Source organism: Stenotrophomonas sp. (assembly GCF_032103445.1).
Classification (GTDB): domain Bacteria; phylum Pseudomonadota; class Gammaproteobacteria; order Xanthomonadales; family Xanthomonadaceae; genus Stenotrophomonas.
In genome coordinates, this window is the sequence record NZ_DAMDFR010000014.1 from 26,599 (window position 1) to 46,174 (window position 19,576).

19 protein-coding genes are annotated in these 19,576 nt (G+C 66.0%); 13 read left to right on the forward strand and 6 right to left on the reverse strand.

Annotation, left to right across the window (positions count from 1 at the left end; translation table 11 throughout):
* Nucleotides 1-82 precede the first annotated feature (82 nt).
* The 3 genes from RT551_RS07490 to RT551_RS07500 all read left to right on the forward strand — a co-directional run bounded on the left by RT551_RS07490 (nucleotide 83) and on the right by RT551_RS07500 (nucleotide 4,888).
* Nucleotides 83-1,558 carry a leucyl aminopeptidase gene (locus RT551_RS07490; protein WP_313457011.1) on the forward strand — a complete coding sequence of 492 codons (1,476 nt, stop codon included), beginning with the start codon at nucleotides 83-85 and terminating at the stop codon, nucleotides 1,556-1,558.
* Between the two features lies 1 nt (nucleotide 1,559).
* Nucleotides 1,560-1,985: a DNA polymerase III subunit chi gene (locus RT551_RS07495; protein WP_313457013.1), complete on the forward strand. Its 426-nt coding sequence runs from the start codon at nucleotides 1,560-1,562 to the stop codon at nucleotides 1,983-1,985.
* 74 nt (nucleotides 1,986-2,059) lie between these two features.
* Complete coding sequence (locus RT551_RS07500; protein WP_313457015.1) at nucleotides 2,060-4,888, forward strand: valine--tRNA ligase; 2,829 nt, start codon at nucleotides 2,060-2,062, stop codon at nucleotides 4,886-4,888.
* A gap of 9 nt (nucleotides 4,889-4,897) precedes the next feature.
* Here the strand turns inward: RT551_RS07500 and rimI are convergent, their stop codons facing one another.
* The 3 genes from rimI to pssA are packed head-to-tail and all read right to left on the reverse strand — an operon-like array spanning nucleotide 4,898 to nucleotide 6,689.
* A complete protein-coding gene (rimI, locus tag RT551_RS07505; RefSeq protein ID WP_313457018.1) occupies nucleotides 4,898-5,395 on the reverse strand; it encodes a ribosomal protein S18-alanine N-acetyltransferase in 498 nt (165 codons plus the stop codon).
* Nucleotides 5,392-5,913, reverse strand: coding sequence for a hypothetical protein (locus tag RT551_RS07510; RefSeq protein WP_313457021.1), 522 nt, complete (start codon nucleotides 5,911-5,913; stop codon nucleotides 5,392-5,394). The genes rimI and RT551_RS07510 overlap by 4 nt, the downstream gene beginning before the upstream one ends.
* Nucleotides 5,910-6,689: a CDP-diacylglycerol--serine O-phosphatidyltransferase gene (gene pssA, locus RT551_RS07515; protein WP_313457023.1), complete on the reverse strand. Its 780-nt coding sequence runs from the start codon at nucleotides 6,687-6,689 to the stop codon at nucleotides 5,910-5,912. Before pssA ends, RT551_RS07510 begins: the two co-directional genes overlap by 4 nt.
* Nucleotides 6,690-6,839: 150 nt before the next feature.
* Here pssA and RT551_RS07520 point away from each other — a divergent pair, with 150 nt between their 5' ends.
* The 3 genes from RT551_RS07520 (at nucleotide 6,840) to RT551_RS07530 (ending at nucleotide 9,512) form a co-directional block, all read left to right on the forward strand.
* Nucleotides 6,840-7,214: a DUF4124 domain-containing protein gene (locus tag RT551_RS07520; RefSeq protein WP_313457026.1), complete on the forward strand. Its 375-nt coding sequence runs from the start codon at nucleotides 6,840-6,842 to the stop codon at nucleotides 7,212-7,214.
* A 79-nt stretch (nucleotides 7,215-7,293) separates the two neighbouring features.
* A complete protein-coding gene (locus RT551_RS07525) occupies nucleotides 7,294-8,985 on the forward strand; it encodes a proline--tRNA ligase (RefSeq protein WP_313457027.1) in 1,692 nt (563 codons plus the stop codon).
* A 152-nt stretch (nucleotides 8,986-9,137) separates the two neighbouring features.
* On the forward strand, nucleotides 9,138-9,512 hold the full coding sequence (locus RT551_RS07530; RefSeq protein WP_313457029.1) for an H-NS histone family protein: 375 nt from the start codon (nucleotides 9,138-9,140) through the stop codon (nucleotides 9,510-9,512).
* Nucleotides 9,513-9,639: 127 nt separating this feature from the next.
* Here the strand turns inward: RT551_RS07530 and RT551_RS07535 are convergent, their stop codons facing one another.
* Nucleotides 9,640-10,899, reverse strand: coding sequence for a threonine/serine exporter family protein (locus RT551_RS07535; protein ID WP_311190114.1), 1,260 nt, complete (start codon nucleotides 10,897-10,899; stop codon nucleotides 9,640-9,642).
* A 94-nt stretch (nucleotides 10,900-10,993) separates the two neighbouring features.
* On the opposite strand from RT551_RS07535, the gene RT551_RS07540 reads away from it, so the two are divergent.
* Genes RT551_RS07540 through RT551_RS07555 form a run of 4 tightly spaced genes read left to right on the forward strand, consistent with a single transcriptional unit; the run spans nucleotide 10,994 to nucleotide 14,517 of the window.
* Complete coding sequence (locus tag RT551_RS07540) at nucleotides 10,994-12,106, forward strand: ABC transporter permease (RefSeq protein WP_313457032.1); 1,113 nt, start codon at nucleotides 10,994-10,996, stop codon at nucleotides 12,104-12,106.
* A complete protein-coding gene (locus RT551_RS07545) occupies nucleotides 12,106-12,930 on the forward strand; it encodes an ABC transporter ATP-binding protein (protein WP_313457033.1) in 825 nt (274 codons plus the stop codon). The genes RT551_RS07540 and RT551_RS07545 overlap by 1 nt, the downstream gene beginning before the upstream one ends.
* A gap of 7 nt (nucleotides 12,931-12,937) precedes the next feature.
* Entirely contained in the window at nucleotides 12,938-13,864 is a 927-nt protein-coding gene (locus RT551_RS07550; protein ID WP_311190111.1) for an MlaD family protein, read from the forward strand.
* Nucleotides 13,861-14,517, forward strand: a complete 657-nt coding sequence (locus RT551_RS07555) for an ABC-type transport auxiliary lipoprotein family protein (RefSeq protein ID WP_313457035.1) — start codon at nucleotides 13,861-13,863, stop codon at nucleotides 14,515-14,517. Before RT551_RS07550 ends, RT551_RS07555 begins: the two co-directional genes overlap by 4 nt.
* Before the next feature lie 112 nt (nucleotides 14,518-14,629).
* On the opposite strand, the gene RT551_RS07560 is transcribed toward RT551_RS07555, so the two are convergent.
* Complete coding sequence (locus RT551_RS07560; RefSeq protein ID WP_313457037.1) at nucleotides 14,630-15,217, reverse strand: alpha-ketoglutarate-dependent dioxygenase AlkB; 588 nt, start codon at nucleotides 15,215-15,217, stop codon at nucleotides 14,630-14,632.
* 72 nt (nucleotides 15,218-15,289) lie between these two features.
* On the opposite strand from RT551_RS07560, the gene RT551_RS07565 reads away from it, so the two are divergent.
* The 3 genes from RT551_RS07565 to RT551_RS07575 all read left to right on the forward strand — a co-directional run bounded on the left by RT551_RS07565 (nucleotide 15,290) and on the right by RT551_RS07575 (nucleotide 18,926).
* Complete coding sequence (locus tag RT551_RS07565) at nucleotides 15,290-17,107, forward strand: hypothetical protein (RefSeq protein WP_313457038.1); 1,818 nt, start codon at nucleotides 15,290-15,292, stop codon at nucleotides 17,105-17,107.
* Between the two features lie 455 nt (nucleotides 17,108-17,562).
* Nucleotides 17,563-17,841 carry a hypothetical protein gene (locus tag RT551_RS07570; RefSeq protein ID WP_313457040.1) on the forward strand — a complete coding sequence of 93 codons (279 nt, stop codon included), beginning with the start codon at nucleotides 17,563-17,565 and terminating at the stop codon, nucleotides 17,839-17,841.
* 125 nt (nucleotides 17,842-17,966) lie between these two features.
* On the forward strand, nucleotides 17,967-18,926 hold the full coding sequence (locus RT551_RS07575) for a glycosyltransferase family 2 protein (protein ID WP_313457042.1): 960 nt from the start codon (nucleotides 17,967-17,969) through the stop codon (nucleotides 18,924-18,926).
* A gap of 19 nt (nucleotides 18,927-18,945) precedes the next feature.
* On the opposite strand, the gene RT551_RS07580 is transcribed toward RT551_RS07575, so the two are convergent.
* Complete coding sequence (locus RT551_RS07580; RefSeq protein WP_313457043.1) at nucleotides 18,946-19,575, reverse strand: CoA transferase subunit B; 630 nt, start codon at nucleotides 19,573-19,575, stop codon at nucleotides 18,946-18,948.
* Nucleotide 19,576: the final 1 nt, after the last annotated feature.

Below are 19,576 nucleotides of genomic sequence, written 5' to 3' on the forward strand. Positions count from 1 at the left end.
GATTCGTTCGCGGTGCTGCCCAGTCTACCGACCCGGCGTAAACAGCTCGCGATTGTACGGATTTGCCAACGGAATCTGATCAATGGCCCTGGAATTCACCCTGAACCACGCTGCCCCGGCTGCCGCCGAGGTCGACTGCGTCATCGTCGGCGTCTACGCCGACAAGACCCTGAGCCCCGCCGCACAGGCCCTGGACGCCGCCAGCGGCGGCCGTCTGACCACCCTGGTCAACCGCGGCGACGTCGCCGGCAAGACCGGCGCCACCACCCTGCTGCATGACGTGGCCGGCGTGAAAGCGCCGCGCGTGCTGGTCATCGGCCTGGGCGAGCCTGCCAAGTTCGGCGTGCCGCAGTACCTGAAGGCGGTCGGCGATGCCAGCCGCGCCCTGAAGAGTGGCGTCAACGGCCACGCGCTGTTCACCCTGTCGGAAATCGCGATCAAGGGTCGCGACGCGGCCTGGAACATCCGCCAGGCGGTGATCACGGCCGACCACGCGGCCTACCGCTATACCGCCACGCTGGGCACCAAGAAGCCCGAGGCACCGGGTCTGGCCACGCTGGCCATCGCCGGTACCGACGCCCAGGCCCTGGCTCAGGGCCAGGCCATTGCCGCCGGCGTCCAGTACGCCCGCGAGCTGGGCAATCTGCCGCCGAACCTGTGCACCCCGGCCTACCTGGCCGAGTCTTCGGTGGCCTTCGCCCAGAAACATGCCGGGGCCGAAGCCGAGATCCTCGACGAAGCCGGCATGGAAGCGCTGGGCATGGGCTCGCTGCTGGCCGTGGCCCGCGGCTCGGCCAACCGCCCGCGCCTGGTGGTGCTGAAGTGGAGCAACGGTGGTGACGCCAAGCCCTACGTGCTGGTCGGCAAGGGCATCACCTTCGATACCGGCGGCGTCAACCTGAAGACCCAGGGTGGCATCGAGGAAATGAAGTACGACATGTGTGGCGCGGCCAACGTGATCGGCACCTTCGTCGCCGCGGTCACCGCCCAGCTGCCGCTGAACCTGGTGGTGGTGGTGCCGGCGGTGGAGAACGCCATCGACGGCAACGCCTACCGCCCGTCGGATGTGATCACCTCGATGTCGGGCAAGACCATCGAAGTCGGCAATACCGACGCCGAAGGCCGCCTGATCCTGTGCGACGCGCTGACCTACGCGCAGCGCTTCGAGCCGCAGGCACTGGTCGACGTGGCCACCCTGACCGGGGCCTGCATGGTCGCGCTGGGCCACCAGACCGCCGGCCTGATGTCCAAGCACGATGACCTGGCCAATGAACTGCTGGCCGCCGGTGAACACGTGTTCGACCGCGCCTGGCGCCTGCCGCTGTGGGACGAGTACCAGCCGATGCTGGATTCCAGCTTCGCCGACGTCTACAACATCGGCGGCCGCTGGGCCGGTGCGATCACCGCCGGCTGCTTCCTGTCGCGCTTCACCGAAGGCCAGCGCTGGGCCCACCTGGACATCGCCGGCGTGGCCAGCGACGAAGGCAAGCGCGGCATGGCGACCGGCCGTCCGGTCGGCCTGCTGAGCCAGTGGCTGCTGGACCAGGCCGCCCGCTGACATGTCGCGGGCTGACTTCTATCTGATCGCCAAGCAGCGGTTCCTCACCGAACCGCTGCGCCTGGTCTGCGAGCTGGCCCGCAAGGCCAATGACGCCCAGCTGCCCACGCTGGTGCTGGCCCGTGACCAGGCCCAGGCCGAGGCGCTGGACGAACTGCTGTGGTCGTTCGACGACGATGCCTACATTCCGCACCAGATCGCCGGTGAGGACATGGATGAGGAAGAAGCCCTGGTGCTGATCGCCGTGCCGGGGGGTGAAGCCCCGGCCCGGCCGCTGGTGATCAACCTGCGCGATGACCCTTATCTGGGGGCCTGCGACCGCGTGCTGGAAGTGGTGCCGGCCGACCCCGAAGCGCGCGAACCGCTGCGCGAGCGCTGGCGCCAGTACAAGGCGCTGGGCTTTGACCTGAACAAGTACGACATGTAACTGACGGCAGCGCCCCTTGATGGGGCGCTTCGCTGCCCTGATTCTTATCTGATTGCCTTTCCCGGTTGCCCCGCATGACCCGACTCGACTCCAGCTACGACCCCACTAAATTCGAAGCAACGCTGTACAAGCAGTGGGAGGACGCCGGCCATTTCAAGCCGTCCGGCCAGGGCGAGCCGTACACCATCCTGCTGCCGCCGCCGAACGTCACCGGCACGCTGCACATGGGCCATGCCTTCCAGCAGACCCTGATGGACGCACTGGTGCGCTACCACCGCATGCGCGGCTACGACACGCTGTGGCAGGTGGGTACCGACCATGCCGGCATCGCCACTGAAATGGTGGTCAGCCGCAACCTGGCGCTGGAAGGCAAGGGCGAAACCCGTGATTCGCTGGGCCGCGACGGCTTCATCAGCAAGGTGTGGGAATGGAAGGCGCAGTCCGGCGACATCATCGAACGCCAGATGCGCCGCCTCGGCACCTCGGCCGACTGGTCGCGCAGCACCTTCACCATGGACCCGCAGCCGTCGGAAGCGGTGGTCGAAGCCTTCGTGCGCTGGCATGAGCAGGGCCTGATCTACCGTGGCCAGCGCCTGGTCAACTGGGACCCGGTGCTGAAGACCGCCATTTCCGACCTGGAAGTGGAAGCGTCCGAGGAGGACGGCTTCCTGTGGTCGATCGCCTACACCCTGGACGAGGGCCTGAGCTACGAGCACGTCGAGCGTGACGCTGACGGCGTGGAAACGCTGCGCGAAACCCGCGACTACCTGGTGGTCGCCACCACCCGTCCGGAAACCCTGCTGGGCGACACCGCGGTGATGGTGCACCCGGAAGACGAGCGCTACCAGCACCTGATCGGCAAGCACGTGGTGTTGCCGCTGACCGGCCGCCGCGTGCCGGTGATCGCCGATGACTACGTCGACCGTGCGTTCGGTACCGGCGTGGTCAAGGTCACCCCCGCGCATGATTTCAACGACTACCAGGTCGGCGTGCGCCACAACCTGCCGATGATCAACCTGTTCACCCCGACCGCGTCGGTGAACGAGAACGCGCCGGAGCGCTTCCAGGGTCTGGACCGCTACGACGCGCGCAAGGCTGTGCTGGCCGAGCTGGAAGACCTGGGCATTCTGGTCGAGACCAAGGCACACAAGCTGCAGGTGCCGCGCGGCGACCGTACCGGCCAGGTGATCGAGCCCTATCTGACCGACCAGTGGTTCGTGAAGATGGACGAGCTGGGCCGTCGTGGTCTGGAGCTGGTGGAGAGCGGTGCGATCGGCTTCGTGCCGCCGAACTGGATCAACACCTACCGCCACTGGATGACCAACATCCAGGATTGGTGCATCAGCCGCCAGCTGTGGTGGGGGCACCGCATTCCCGCATGGTTCGACGCCGCCACCGGCAGCTGCTACGTCGGCCGCAGCGAAGCGGAAGTGCGCGAAAAGAACGGATTGGGCAGCGACGTGGTGCTGACCCAGGAAAGCGACGTGCTGGAAACCTGGTTCTCGTCGCAGCTGTGGCCGTTCTCGACCCTGGGCTGGCCGAACGCGCAGGCGATGGCCGAGCGCGGTTTCGACCGCTACCTGCCGTCGTCGGTGCTGATCACCGGCTTCGACATCATCTTCTTCTGGGTGGCGCGCATGATCATGGCCACCGACAATCTGACCGGGAAAATCCCGTTCAAGGACGTGTACTTCACCGGCCTGATCCGCGACGGCGAAGGCCAGAAGATGTCCAAGTCCAAGGGCAACGTGCTCGATCCGCTGGACATCATCGATGGCATCAGCATCGACGACCTGGTCGCCAAGCGCACCGGCGGGTTGATGCAGCCGAAGACCGCCGAGAAGATCGAGCGCAAAACCCGCAAGGAATTCCCGGACGGCATCGCCGCACACGGCGCGGATGCGCTGCGCTTCACCATTGCCGCGCTGGCCACGCACGGGCGCGACATCAAGTTCGACATGAACCGTGCCGAAGGCTACAAGAACTTCTGCAACAAGCTGTGGAACGCCAGCCGCTTCGCGCTGATGAACACCGAAGGGGCCGCCTTCACCGGTGCACCGACGCCGCGCACCGATGCCGAGCGCTGGATCCTGGCACGCCTGGCCGCCACCACCGCCGAAGCACAGGGGCATTTCGCCGCATACCGCTTCGACCTGCTGGCGCAATGCCTGTACGAGTTCGTGTGGAATGCGTTCTGCGACTGGTTCCTGGAGCTGAGCAAGCCGGCGCTGAACGGCAGCGATGCCGCCGATGCCGAAAGTACCCGCCACACCCTGCTGTATGTGCTGGAAGCGCTGCTGCGGCTGCTGCACCCGCTGACCCCGTTCATCACCGAACAACTGTGGCAGCAGCTGGCCCCGCGCCTGGGCCTGAGCGAGGCCACGCTGTCGCTGCGCCCCTACCCGACCGCGGCTGAATTCGCCGGCGATTTCGCACAGGCGGAGTCCGACGTGGAGTGGTTGAAGGCGGTCATCAGCGCGGTGCGTCGCGTGCGCAGCGAGTTGAACGTGGCCCCGTCCAAGCTGGTGCCGCTGCGCCTGCAGGCCGGCGTCGCGCAGGACCGTGCGCGAATCGAGCGCTTCAGCGCGTCGATGGCGTTCCTGTTGAAGCTGGACAGCATCGAGTGGCTGGGCGACGGTGAAACCACGCCGCCGGCCGCGGCTGCGATTGTCGGCGAACTGAAGCTGCTGGTGCCGCTGGAAGGCCTGGTGGACCTGGATGCCGAACGTGCGCGCCTGGACAAGGAAATCGCGCGCGTGCAGGGCGAGTACGAGAAGAGCGAGACCAAGCTGGCCAAGTTCACCGACAAGGTGCCGGCGGCGGTGGTCGAGCAGGAACGTGTGCGCCTGGCGGACTGGACCACCCAGCTGGCCGGCCTGCGCGAGCAGCGCGCGAAGTTGTAAGCACAGCGGTTACAGCGGCGGCATCTTGTCGATGTCGTCGCTTACCAGTTCCATCGCCATCACCAGCGCGTCCTCGCGCCCGCCATGCGCAGGGTAATACCGCGGCCGGCGACCAATCTCATTGAAGCCTTCGCTTTCATACAGTTTCAACGCCGGCCCATTCGACGGCCGCACTTCCAGAAACACGCGGTGCGCGGCATGGTCGCGCGCCAGCTGCACCAGCGCGCGGAACAGGAACCGCCCCAGCCCGCGTGACTGCAGCTGCGGGTCGACGCACACGTTGAGGATGTGGCCTTCATCGGCGGCCACGCTGAGCACGCCATAGCCGACCAGATCGCCGTCATCTTCCAGCGCCAGCGACGGATACCCCGCGCGCAGGCAATCGACGAAGATGCCGCGCGTCCACGGGAACGGGTAACCCCGTTCCTCGATGTCCATCACCGCATCCAGGTCGTCCTCGCGCAAGGCGCGCAGGGACGGCGGACGCGGTGAACTGACCGCGCTCACGGCCGCGCCCGCTTGCGCAGGGCGCGCAGCTGCGGCCACAGCGCGCGCTTGGCGGCGGCGCTGCGGCGTAGTTCATCCAGGTTCCAGCTGGCCATCAAGGCCTGCGTTTCAGGGTCGTTCGGGTTGCAGCCGGAGGCACGCAGCAATGCGATCTGCAGGCGGTCCGGGAGGCGGACGGCGGGTTGGCGGGTACCGGAGCGCGGCGCGGTCTCGGGCGCGGACGGTGGCGTAGAGCCGGGTCTTGCCCGGCTGGCCGTTCGTTCGGATGGTGTGGCAAGCCGGGCATGGCCCGGCTCTACAGGACGGTCGAGTTGGTCGGACGTTTCGGCAAGCCGGGCAGAGCCCGGCTCTACGGGGTCACGTGGTGCCCGGGCATCCGCCGGTACGGCCGTCAATTCAATCGCCGGCTCCGGCGTCGCCGCTTCCACGCTGCCGTCCACGAACACCGTGTAGCCCATGGCCTGCAGCCAGGACTGCTGGGCCGATGTCCACAGCGGCGGCGTGGCCGGCAGGCTCATGCGCCGGGCTCGGCCGTCTTGCGGGTCCGCTGCCACAGCCACATCACCGGCCCGGACAACGCGTAGACGATGCCCACCGCGAACAGCACGCGCGGCAGGTCGATGACCATGATCGCGATCACGATCGGCAGCAGCGCCAGCGCCATGAACGGCACGCGGTCGGCGCGCGGGCCCTTTTCACCGCTGCCCTTGAAGCTCCAGAAGCGGATCCGGCTGACCATCAGCAGCGCCGCCACCAGGGTGACGCCCAACGCCACATAGCGCAGTTCGTTGCCGTCCCAGCCCAGGTTGCCGTCGGCGAAGGCCCAGACGAAGGACATCATCAGGCCGGCGGCGGCCGGGCTGGCCAGGCCGATGAACCAGCGCTTGTCGACCACCGTCACCTGGGTATTGAAGCGCGCCAGGCGCAGTGCCGCGCAGGCGGCGTACAGGAACGCCACCGCCCAGCCCACCCGGCCGAGTACCGGGTCATCGAACTTCAGCCACGACAGCGACCAGTGGTACATCACCAGTGCCGGGGCCATGCCGAAGCTGACCAGGTCGGCCAGCGAGTCGTACTGCACGCCGAATTCGCTGCTGGTGCCGGTCAGGCGCGCCACGCGGCCATCCAGGCCGTCCATGATCGCGGCCACGAACACCGCGATGGCGGCATTGACGAAATCGCCATTGGCCGCAGCGATGATCGCGTAGAACCCGGCGAACAGACCGGCGGTGGTGAACAGGTTGGGCAGCAGGTAGATACTGCGCGAGCGCGGCGGGGGTTTCATCTGATCCATGCCGGCCAGTTTAGTGGCTGCCGCCGGGTTTGGGGCGGTTGCCGGACGACCGCTGCCTCCCCCGCCCGCCCCGCCTGTCGCCACCGCGCTTGCCAGCACCGGGCGGGGGTGCTGCAATCGCGGCCCTGACCCTGAGTAACCGGAGTTGCCATGCGTGTCCTGCCCCTGCTGTGCTGCCTGCTGCTTGCCAGCGCCTCGGCCAGCGCCCAGAACGTGTACAAGTGGAAGGACGCCAACGGCGTGACCCAGTACTCGGAGAAGCCGCCGGCCAACCAGAAGGCCGAACAGCGCCGGATCACCAATCAGGACCCGGTCAACACCGGCGCGGCCAAGCCCGCCCCGGCCGAATCGGCCGACTGCACCCAGACCCGCAAGAACCTGGCCCTGCTCAATGGCCAGGGGGATGTCATGTACGACACCAATGGGGATGGCACGCCGGACGCGCCACTGAGCGCGGAACAGCGCCAGGCCCAGAAAACCATGGCCGAGGCCGGAATCAAGGCGTATTGCGGGCCGGGGGCATAACCCGGTATCGGGAAATGGATTTCCCGGGTTGCTGTCGGGCTGGCAGAATATCGGTTTCCGCCGTTCAGCGAAGCCGACGATGCGCCTCTCCCAGTTCCACCTGCACACCACCAAGGAAACCCCCAGCGACGCGGAGCTGACCAGCCACCGCCTGATGCTGCGCGCGGGCATGATCCGCAAGCTGGCCTCGGGGCTGTACACCTGGTCGCCGCTGGGCCTGCGCGTGCTGCGCAAGGTCGAGCGCATCGTGCGCGAGGAAATGGAGCGCGCCGGCGCGGTGGAGTTCCAGGTCCCGACCATCCAGCCCAAGGAGCTGTGGGAGGCCACCGGGCGCTGGGAAAAGTTCGGCCCGCAGCTGCTGAAGATCAAGGACCGCAAGGAGCAGGTGTTCTGCTACAGCCCGACCGCTGAAGAGGCCGCCGCCGACTTCGCGCGCCAGGAGCTGTCCAGCTACAAGCAGCTGCCGGTCAACTTCTTCCAGATCCAGACCAAGTTCCGCGACGAAATCCGCCCGCGCTTCGGTGTGATGCGTGCGCGCGAGTTCCTGATGAAGGACGCCTACTCGTTCCACCTGGACGATGAAAGCCTGGTGGCCGAATACGAAAACATGAAGCGCGCCTACGCCCGCGTGTTCACCCGCCTGGGCCTGGACTTCCGCATGGTGCAGGCCGATTCCGGTGCCATCGGCGGCGATGCCTCGCAGGAATTCCACGTGATCGCCGATTCCGGCGAAGACGCGCTGGTGTTCTCCACCGGCTCGGATTACGCCGCCAACATGGAAGCGGCCGTTGCCGCTGAGCCGGCCGCGCGCGCCGCTGCCAGCGAAGCCCTGCGCAAGGTCGAAACCCCCACGCAGAAGACCTGCGAAGCCGTGGCCGAACTGCTGGGCATTGAGCTGGCGCGCACCGTGAAGTCGGTGGCGATCATGAGCGAAGCCGGATTCGTGCTCGCGCTGGTGCGTGGCGACCACGAGGTCAATGAAATCAAGCTGGCCAAAGTGGACGGCCTGCAGGGCTACCGCATGGCCGGCGAAGCCGAAATCCAGGACCACCTGGGCAGCGAACCCGGCTTCCTGGGTCCGCTCAATCCGGCCAAGCCGGTGCGCATCATTGCCGACCGTGAAGTGGCCGCCCTTGCCGACTTCGTGATCGGTGCCAATGAAGCCGGTTTCCACATTGCCGGCGTCAACTGGGGCCGCGACCTGCCGGAACCGGAAGTGGTCGACATCCGCAACGTCAAGGAAGGCGACCGCGCTGCGGATGGCGGCGAACTGAAGATCGCACGCGGCATCGAAGTGGGGCACGTGTTCCAGCTCGGCCGTCAGTACGCGCAGGCGTTGAATGCCACGGTTCTGGACGAAAACGGCAAGGCCGCAGTGATGGCCATGGGCTGCTATGGCATCGGCATTTCCCGCATCGTGGCCGCCGCCATCGAACAGAACCACGACGACGCCGGCATCATCTGGCCCGACGCCATGGCTCCGTGGGAGGTGGTGGTGTGTGTCATCAATCCGAAACAGGACGAAAGCGTCAGCGCCGCCGCGGCTGAACTGCTGGCTGAACTGCAGGCCGCCGGCCTGGATGCCGCACTCGATGACCGTGGCCTGCGCCCGGGCGGCATGTTTGCCGACATGGAGCTGATCGGCATTCCGCATCGGGTGGTGGTGTCCGAACGCGGCCTGGCCGCCGGCACGTTCGAATACCGGGCGCGCTCGGCCAGCGAGGCCGAAAGCCTCGACCGGGGCGCGCTGCTGGCAAAACTGTCGAAGTGATCACAAAGCCGGGGCACCACCCCGGCTTTTTCATTATCCCGCCAGAATGGGTAATGCGCCTTACTGTGCACGATTCAAATGAAAATGTATCCTCAGGACTCGCCACGGACCGGCGGCCCCCGTCCTTCGTTTGAATTCCGGAGTAGTAGTTGATGAGTATTGACCTGAGTGGGTTGTCCGCTAAAGAGCTGGGTGCCCTGATCAAGAATGCAAAGAAACGCCAGACTGTTGTTGCCAAGCGCCCCGCCATCACCAAGGTGCGCGCGCAGTTGAACAAACTGCTCAAGAGCAGCGGCTACACCGTGGAAGAAGTGTTCGGCAGTGAAGCACCGGCCCGTGGCCGCGTCGCCAAGGCCGCCAAAGCCCCCGCAAAAAAGGCCGTTCGCAAGCTCGGCAAGGTGGCCCCGAAGTACCGTAATCCGGCCAATCCGAAGGAAACCTGGACCGGTCGTGGCAAGCAGCCGCGTTGGCTGGCTGCCCACACCACCAAGGGCAAGAAGCTGGAAGATTTCCTGATCAAGAAGTAAGCATGATCAAGGAAGCACCTGTGTAAGAACGCCGGCTGCGAAGCCGGCGTTTTTGGTTGTGTGTAGTGACGCGCCATGCGCGTCTACGTGGCGGCGCCATACGCGTCAAACGCAAAATCACGGAAACTCACAGATTCTTGCGCGCAGGTATCAGCAGATTCCCGAACAACAACCCCGCCACCAGCGCCATCACCACATTCAACACGGTCATCAATACCAGCTGCCCGGCACTGACATCCTGCTGCTGCACCAGGGTGAGAACACCGCGCAAGGTGGTGCTGCCGGGCACCAGCATGATGATGCCGGGCAGGCGGATGATCGCCCCTGGCCGCTGCACCAGCCGGCCAAACAGATTGCCTGCGCCCGTCATCACCATCGCCGAAAGGAAAATACCCGCCGGCAATCCCCACGCCTGGCCGGCGAATTTGGAAATGGCATAGCCGGCAATCGAGGCGGCAATCACCCAGGGATAATCGCGCTTGTTCGCCTTGAACAACATGGCGAACGCAAAGGCCGCCAGCAGCAGCGCACTCCATTCCACCCAGTCCGCCTGCGGCCGTGACGCGCGTACCTGCGGGTCCAGGCCGATGATTCCCGACAGGGTCACTGCGATCACCGCGCCCACCGTCAGTTTCAGAATGGTGGTGACGGCACCGGCAAAACGTGCCGTGCCCGAGACCCAATGTTGACTGGCCAGTTCATTGACCGCGTTGGTCAGTGACATACCCGGCAGCATCACCACCAGCGAGGCGATGATCACCGTATTGAGATTCAACGGTGCCACGAACGAAGCCACCAGCGCCGCCACCGTACCCGCCAGCAGTGCGGCCAGTGCTTCGCTGGCCTCGCGCGTGGCAGGTCGGCGGTCGGTGATCAGCGACATCAGCCCGATCAGCAGACCGATGACACCGGCGGTGGCAATGTCCAGCCACGGCAGTTTCCACAGCCCGGCCACGCCGGCCGCACCCAGGCTGTAGGACAGCATCATGCGGATCTTGCCGGCGCGCCCGGGATCTTTATCCAGCTGCCGCAGCGCGGTGTGGCCCTGGGCAATGCTCATCGTGCCGTTGGCGACCGCATCGGCAATGCGGTCAGCAATGCTCAGCTTGTGCAGATCGTTTTCGCCCGGGGCAAGACGGATCACGCGGGTGATGTCCGACGAACCGATCGCCTTGGTCGGGTCGCTGAAGCTGAGAATCAGCCCGGTCGGGTTCGACCATGGCTCGCAATCCAGGTCCAACTGCTGCGACAGCGCCACCACCGCCGCCTCCAGGCGCTGTGCAGTGGTGCCATAGCTGTGCAGGCGCCCGGCGATCTCGGAAACGAAGGCCACCCGCTGTGCGTAGGTGGCCGGTGGGGTAGCGATGGCGGGTGCGTCGGCAGACATGCGCCGTAGTATTACCCGCATCACGAGAGCCGGCCAGCGGCCGGCACTACAGGGCCTGCACACAGACAGGTTATGCTGGATGCAGGACGCCCCAATGACGCCAAACCAACCTCCCCGACTCGAACAGGATCCACAGGACCCCGGGCTTATCCGGCTGTCCGGCCAGTGGACATTGCGCACCGCGCTGGACGCGGCCGAAGCGCTGCGTGGCGTGCCCGAACAGGTCACCGGCATTGACGCCAACGGCATCACCCAGCTCGACTCGGCCGGTGTGCTGCAGGTGCTGCGCGTGGCCCACCGCGCCAATCTGGGCGAGGAGGCCCTGCAGTTCCGCGCCGAACACCAGGCGCTGGTCTGCACCATCGAGGAGGTGGCCGACGACCGGCCCAAACCGAAACGCGACTTCGGCGTGCTGGCCGCGCTGGAGCGCCTGGGCCGCAGCATGCACGGGGTGGGCCAGAACATCGTGGCGCTGGCCAGCTTCCTCGGCGAAAACCTGGTCAAAGCCGGCCGCCTGCTGCGCCAGCCGCGCCGCCTGCGCCTGACCGCCACCGTGCACCACATGGAGCAGGTCGGGCTGGACGCGGTGCCACTGGTGGCGCTGCTGTCCTACCTGGTGGGCGCGGTGATCGCCTTCCTCGGCTCGACCATCCTGCGCGACTTCGGCGCGGAAATTTACGTGGTGGAACTGGTCAGCATCGCCTTCCTGCGCGAATTCGCGGTGCTGCTGACCGCGATCGTGCTGGCCGGCCGCACCGCCAGTGCGTTCACCGCGCAGATCGGTTCGATGAAGGCACGCGAGGAAATCGACGCGATCAAGACGCTGGGCCTGGACCCGGTCGACCTGCTGGTGCTGCCGCGGCTGATCGCGTTGATGATCACCCTGCCGCTGCTGACCTTCGTGGCGATGGTTGCCGGCCTGGCCGGTGGCGTCACCGTCGGTGCCTTTGACCTGGACATTCCGCCGCAGATGTACCTGGCCCGCCTGCACGACACAATCGAGGTGCGGCACATGCTGGTCGGCCTGGCCAAAGCCCCGGTGTTCGCCGCGGTGATCGGCCTGATCGGCTGCCTGGAAGGCCTGAAGGTGGAGGGCACCGCGCAGTCGGTGGGCGAACGCACCACCTCCAGCGTGGTGCAGACCATCTCGCTGGTGATCATCATCGACGCGTTCGCCGCGTTGTGGTTCATGCACATGGATTGGTGATGAGTACTGAAGACGCCCTGATCGAAACCGACCGCATCGAGCGCCTGGAAGACGGTGACGGGCTGGCCATCCGCGTGCGCGGGCTGACCAACCGTTTCGGCAGCCAGACCGTGCATGACAACCTGGACCTGGACGTGCGTCGCGGAGAAATCCTCGGCGTGGTCGGCGGTTCCGGTACCGGCAAGTCGGTGCTGATGCGCAGCATCCTCGGCCTGCGCCATCCCGACGCCGGGCAGATTGAAGTGCTGGGCGTGGATGCGCGCTCGGAAAAGCCGGCCGATCGCCTGCACATCGAGCGCAATACCGGCGTGCTGTTCCAGGACGGCGCGCTGTTCTCGTCGCTGAGCGTGGGCGAGAACGTGCAGGTGCCGCTGAAGGAACACCACCGCGAGCTGCCCGAGCGCTGGCATTACGAGCTGGCCCTGTTGAAGGTGAAGCTGGCCGGCCTGCCGGCCGACGCGATCAACAAGCTGCCCTCGCAGCTGTCCGGCGGCATGCGCAAGCGCGCCGGCCTGGCGCGTGCCCTCGCGCTTGACCCGCCGCTGCTGTTCCTGGACGAACCCACCGCCGGGCTTGATCCGATCGGTGCAGCCGCGTTCGACCGGCTGATCAAGACCCTGCAGGAAGCGCTGGGGCTGACCGTGATGCTGATCACCCATGACCTGGACACCCTGTACGCGATCTGCGACCGGGTGGCGGTGCTGGCTGACAAGCAGGTGATTGCCAATGCCCCGCTGCATGAAATTGAACAACTGGAGCACCCGTGGATCCAGGAGTATTTCCACGGCCCCCGTGCACGCGCTGCCCGCGCGGCCAAAGAGTGAGTGACCCATGGAAACCAAAGCCAATTACGTATTGATCGGCGCGTTCACCCTGATAGTCGGGCTGGCCCTGCTGGCCTTCGGCTTGTGGGCCGCCAAGTATTCCTCCGACCGCACCTGGACCGAGTACCGCGTGGTGTTCCGCGAGGCCGTCACCGGCCTTTCAGTGGGCAGCCCGGTGCAGTACAACGGCATCGCGGTCGGCTCGATCACCGAACTCAACCTGGTGCCCGATGACCCGCGCCAGGTGGTGGCGCGCATCCGCCTCAATTCCAACACCCCGATCAAGACCGACACCCGCGCCAAGCTGGCCATCACCAGCCTGACCGGCCCGTCGATCATCCAGCTCACCGGCGGCACCCCGCAGGCGCAGGCACTGACCGCGGTGAACAAGGACCCGGCCCCGATCATTCCGACTACGCCATCGGCGCTGCAGAACATCACCGACGTGGCCAACCGGATCGTCGAGCGCATGGACCAGATATTGAGCGACCGCAACGTGGCCGCGATCAATTCCACCCTGGCCAACCTGGAAACCATCAGCGGCGGCCTCGCCGACCGCGACCAGGGCACCCAGGCGCTGCTGCTGAGCGCACGTGATGCCGCGCGCAGTCTGGATCAAACCCTGAAGACCACCAACGGCACCATACAGCGCCTGGACACCAACCTGGTGCAGCAGCTGCCGCCGATTCTCAACAAGCTGGAAACCACGCTGACCAAGCTGGATTCGGCCGCCGGCAACGCCGACTCGATCCTCGGCGAGAACCGCGCCGCCATCAACAGCTTCGCCAACGACGGCCTGGGCCAGCTGGGCCCGACCCTGACCGAACTGCGCGGGCTGATCCGCGACCTGCGCCGGGTCAGCGACCGCCTGGACAACAACCCTGCCCGCTACCTGCTGGGCCGCGACGCGCCGAAGGAGTTTGAACCCAAATGAGCCACCTTCCTCTTCTTCCCGTCCGCCCCCTGCGCCTGCTGGGCCCTGTCGCCCTGATTGTTGCGCTGGGAGCCTGCTCTTTACTGGGCGGCGGCGAGCGCAGCCAGGTCACCATCTATTCCCCGGTGGTGCGGATTGAACCCGATGCCGCGTGGCCGACGGTCGACTGGCAGCTGATTCTGGTCAAGCCGACCGCCGCGCGGGTGGTCGACAGCCCGCGCATCAACGTACGCCCGGAGCCTTCCGAGCTGCAGGTGTACAAAGGCGTGAGCTGGGCACAACCGGCCACCGACATGGTGGACGATGCGCTGATTCGCGGTTTCGAGGATTCCGGCCGCATTTCCGGCGTGGCCCGTGCCACCACCGGCATCCGCGCCGATTACAAGCTGGCGCTGGACGTGCGCCGGTTCGAGGCTGATTACAACGGCCAGGCCACCCCGAATGCGCTGATCGAGCTCAACGCCAAGCTGATCCATGTGGTCGACCAGCGCGTGGTGGCCGATCGTACCTTCCGCCAGCAGCAGCCAGTGGGCAGCACCGACACCGCGCAGGTCGCGCAGGCGATGGAGCAGGCATTGAAGGCGGTGACCCGCGAAGTGGTCGGTTGGACGCTGGTGACCGGTCAGGCCGATTACCAGAAACCCGTACGCTGATCCGCAATCGATCGTAGCGCCACGCCCTGCGTGGCTTCGCGGTGTATCGGTCGGTCGCAGCCACGCAGGGCGTGGCTCTACGGATCCCGCGTCCGGACCCACCGACGGCGCATCATCCGCCGTTCGGCGTGATCCACCGGAACGTCAGATTGATCCGCTCCCCCATCGCCCGCGCACTCTTCGGCAACGCATGCTGATACAACCGCTGGGTCTGCCCCGCCATCACCAGCAGATCCCCATGCCCCAGGGTCACCTCCGCCTTGCGGCTGTGATCCTCGCGCCGGCGCAGCGCAAACCGCCTTGCCTCGCCCAGGCTCAATGACGCAATCACCGGCTCCGGCCCCAGCTCTGGTTCGTTGTCGCTGTGCCAGCCCATGCCGTCATCGCCATCGCGATAACGATTGAGCAGCACGCTGTTGAAGCGCGCACCGCAGAACGTGGCCAACTGCGCGCACAGCGGCAGCAACGCCGGATGCCACGGATGCGGCACGAAGTCCGTTCCCGAATAGCGATAGCGCGCGGCTGGATCGCCCATCCAGCAGCTCAGCCGCGGCGAATCCACCTGCCGGCCGAACATGCGGATCTTGTGCACCTCCCACGGCACCTCCTCGCGCAGCGTGCGTTGCAGCGCATCAGCGGCCGGCGCTGCCAGCCAGTGGCGGTGCCAGTGCACGCGGGCGTCGGGAAGGTGCAGGTCCATGCGGCATTGTATCGCTGGCCCACCTGCCGCAAACCGTTAGAATCGGCCGCACTCTACTGGACCGCGCGCACCATGAACTCTGGCTACACCCTGCCACCCGTCGCCGCGAATGGCAGCCTGCTCGGCGGCCTCCGCCCGGGTCCGGCACGCCTGTGCATCGCCATCGTCATCGCCCTGTGCGCTGTTTACGTCATCCTGGCACTGACGCCGTCCTCCTATTCGCTTGCACCTGGTTATCTGGGCCTGGCCGCCGAGCAGCCGCTGCTGGGCACCGCGCGCTTGATCCGCTCGGACGAATGGCTGGTCTACACCCCTTATGTGCAGATCGCGGTAGCCAATGACTTTGGCCCGGTGAACACGCTGGGGCCATATCACGAGACACTGCGCTCGTTCCAGGCGTTGCCGCTGCTCGACTGGGGGCTGCTGTTCAAGCCTTACCACTGGGCGTTCATGGTGCTGCCGCCGGCCAACGCCTATTCGTTCTTCTTCATGTTCATGGCGATGGCGTTCCTGCTGGGCTGGGCACTGTTCCTGCGTCAGCTGCGCTTCCCGCCATTGGCGGCGCTGCTGGTTTCGGCCACGTTGCTGCTTTCGCCGTTCGTGCAGGTCTGGTGGACCAGCAACGCCGGTGCCTTCGCGCTGGCTCCCTGGGCGGCGGTGGCGTGGCTGCAGATCGACCGGCGCTGGCTGCGCGTGCTGGCCAGTGCGTATGCGCTGGCGGTGTGGCTGCTGGCGGTGGCCTACCCGCCTTTCATCATTTCCACCGTGTTCGCATTGGCGGTGCTGGTGCTGGCCCTGCGTCGCGATGCCCTTTCCCTGTCGCGACTTGTAGATGCCGTCATCGCAGGCGTGATCGCGCTGGCGGTGTTCGTCGGCTACTTTCAGGACATCATCGAAATCGTGCAGAACACGGTGTACCCGGGTAAGCGCGAGAGCGCCGGGGGCGGCGTCAGTGGCATCAGCCTGCTGGCCCATCTGTTCCCGAACCTGATGACCTACCGGTTCGACCCGTTGCCCGCGTTCCAGCCATCCAACGCCTGTGAGATCGCGGTGCTGGGCAGCCTGCTGCCATTGATGACGCTCACCCTGGTCGACCACGCCAAGCTGCGGCAGTGGGCCGCTTCCCACCGTGCCGCCGTGGCGGTGCTGCTGGCCGGCACGGCATTGATCGCCTGCTGGATCTTCCTGCCGGTGCCGTTGGTGATCGGCAAGCTGACGGGCTTCTACATGGTGCCGCCGTCGCGCGCCCTGCTGGGGTTTGGGCTGCTGCTCAACATCGGCTGCGCGGTGGCGCTGGTGTATGCCGGGGTGCGCCTGACCCGTCGCCGGTTGTGGACGCTGGTGGGTCTGCTGATGGCCGGTACGCTGGCCAAGCTGGCGTTCGGCGCAGGCAGCTTCAGTCGCCTGCACAGTGCAGCCGATGCCTGGCCTTACCTGTGCGTGACGCTGCTGGCAATCATCGCCAAGCGGCCGCGCTTTGCGCCGCATGCCGTCACCGTGGTGCTGGCCACTGCCGCCCTTGCCAACCTGCTCGGCAATGGCCTGTTCAATCCGGTGCAGTCGGCGCGCCCGATCTTTGCGATGGATCGTGGTGCTGTTCTGCAGTCGCTGCAGGCGCGTGGCGCGCAAGCTGCTGCAGATGGAACGCTGGTCGCGCCAGGACACTACGGCGCGCTGCTGCAGGGTCTTGGCATTCCTGCGGTGAATCATGTGCTGTACCTGCCGCAGCAGGCCTATTTCCGTCCGTACTTCCCTGACCTGAGCGACGAACAGTTCAATTTCACCTTCAACCGGTATGCGCATATTGCCGTCGGTGAGGGAGACGCGCCGCAGGTTCCCAACGGGGACCTGGTGATTGTTCCAGCGAAGGCGATGTTGGCCGAACCGTAGAGCCACGCCCTGCGTGGCTGCTCTCCGTGCCGACACACGTCTTCATGCGTATCCACGCATTCCATGCCAAACGCGACGAAACCCCATGTTCGCCTTTCGCCCAAAAAATGGTGCACCCGCACATGCATTGCGATGCGCGTCACACACGCTAGATCACTTGGCGCGTCTACCGCTCCGCCATTCCTGAATTCATTCCCGACATCGCGCAATTCGCATTCGGTCCAACTACGTCACGCTCCCGAACAAACCCGATTCCGCTATCGTGCGCGTGTCCTGCATGGTGGACACGAGGAGTCTGAAAACTCCGCGAAAGAAAGAAATTGCACGGCCCGCGTCGGGAGGGTGACGAAATACAACACCCTCGCGGGAATACGTCGCACCGGTTCTTTCGCACGGTTTTCAGCCTCCCGACATCCCTCGCCAGCCCGGCGAGGGAACTACCGGAGAAGGTCACCATGCACCATCGCTTTGACGAACCCTACAACCGCGCACTCGCCACCAGCAGCTTCCACTGGAACATCCCCCGCAGCCTGGTGGTGGGCGGACTCCACTACATGCACCAAGGGGTCACCGGCCTGATGGTCCCCTGGCTGGACCTGCGCGGCATGTGGATGCAGCGGGCCGAGTTCGACGAGGGCCGCCGCATCTACCTGGGTGTGAACCCCGGCAAGATCCTGCTCAGCACCGACAAGGAAGCCGTACACACGATGGCGCGGCTGCGGCGGTGGTGGTAAGGCCGTGCACTTAGTCGGGCAGCCGCCCCCCGGTAACGCTACCCCGCCGGCGTTGCCGGGAGGCCGGTTTGCCGCCAGCGGTCGGCGTACACGACAATGGGGGCAACCCGCCCTGCCCTGTCTTCATGCCACCACGTATTTCCATCGCCGTCTGCACCTACAACGGCGAGCGCTTCCTGCAGCAGCAGCTGGACAGCCTGCTGGCGCAGACCCTGCGCCCGGACGAGATCATCGTGCGTGACGATGTATCAAGCGATGCAACCGCCGCGATTGTGGCTGCGTTTGCCACCCGTGCACAGGCCATGGGCATCCATGTGGACGCACAGGTCAACCCGGAAAACCTGGGCTATCGGCGGAACTTCCAGGAGGCCATCACCGCCTGCAGCGGCGACCTGATCTTCCTGTGCGACCAGGATGACGTATGGGACGCGACCAAGCTGCAGCGCTTTGCCGACGTATTCCAGACGCGCCCTGAGCTGCTTGTACTGCACAGCAACGCGCGCCTGATCGATGGCGAGGGGGCACCGCTGCCGGGTTCGTTGTTCACCTCGTTGAAGATCCGCCGTAGCGAGCTTCGCGGCATGCATGACGGCCGGGCGTTCGAGATGCTGCTACGGCGGAACCTGATGACGGGGGCAGCAATGGCGTTCCGGCGCTCGCTGTTGCCACAGGTGCTGCCGCTGCCGGCGCAGGGCTGGGTGCACGACGCCTGGATTGGCATTCTCGCCGCTGCAATGGGCGAAGTGGACAGCCTGGAGGACTGCACGATTGCCTACCGGCTTCACGAGAACAACCAGCTCGGCGTGGGCAAAGCCCGCCAGGGCGACCGCAGGCAGCACCGGTTGCGCCTGCTGGGCGCGGAACAGGAGAATCTGCTGGCGTTGCAGGATCACCTTGGCCCTGATGCGCCGCCTCGCGTGCTTGCGTTGATGCGATCGCGCCTCACCCACCTGCAGGTCCGTACCCACCTACCCGACTCTTTGCTTCAAAGAATCGGTGTGGTGGGTTCGGAGTGGCTGAGTGGACGTTACGGTCAGTTCAGCCGCGGCACCCTTTCGGCGATGGTGGACGTTCTCGGGCGCTGACCTGCCACGCCGTGTCAGGTCACGCGCTGAAGGCCACGCCGGTCTTTTCCTTCAACTCAGCCGCATCCACGCCGGGTGCCGCTTCGACCAGCGCCAGACCCTTGTCGGTCACGTCGAACACGGCCAGATCGGTGATGATGCGGTCGACCACGCCCACCCCGGTCAGCGGCAGCGTGCACTCGGGCAGGATCTTGTGCTCACCGTTCTTGGCGGTGTGCTCCATCAGCACCACCACGCGCTGCACGCCGGCCACCAGGTCCATCGCGCCGCCCATGCCCTTGACCATCTTGCCGGGCACCATCCAGTTGGCCAGGTCGCCCTTGTCGGTGACCTGCATCGCACCGAGGATCGCCAGATTGACGTGGCCGCCGCGGATCATGGCGAAGCTGTCGTGGCTGCCGAAGTAGCTGGCCCCGGCGCGCGCGGTGACGGTCTGCTTGCCGGCATTGATCAGGTCGGCGTCCACTTCCGCCTCGGTCGGGAACGGGCCGATGCCCAGCAGGCCGTTTTCCGACTGCAGCCACACGTCCACGCCGTCCGGAATGTGGTTGGCCACCAGGGTGGGCAGGCCGATACCGAGGTTCACGTACGCGCCATCGGTGAATTCTCGCGCGGCGCGCTGCGCCATTTCATCGCGGGTCCATGCCATC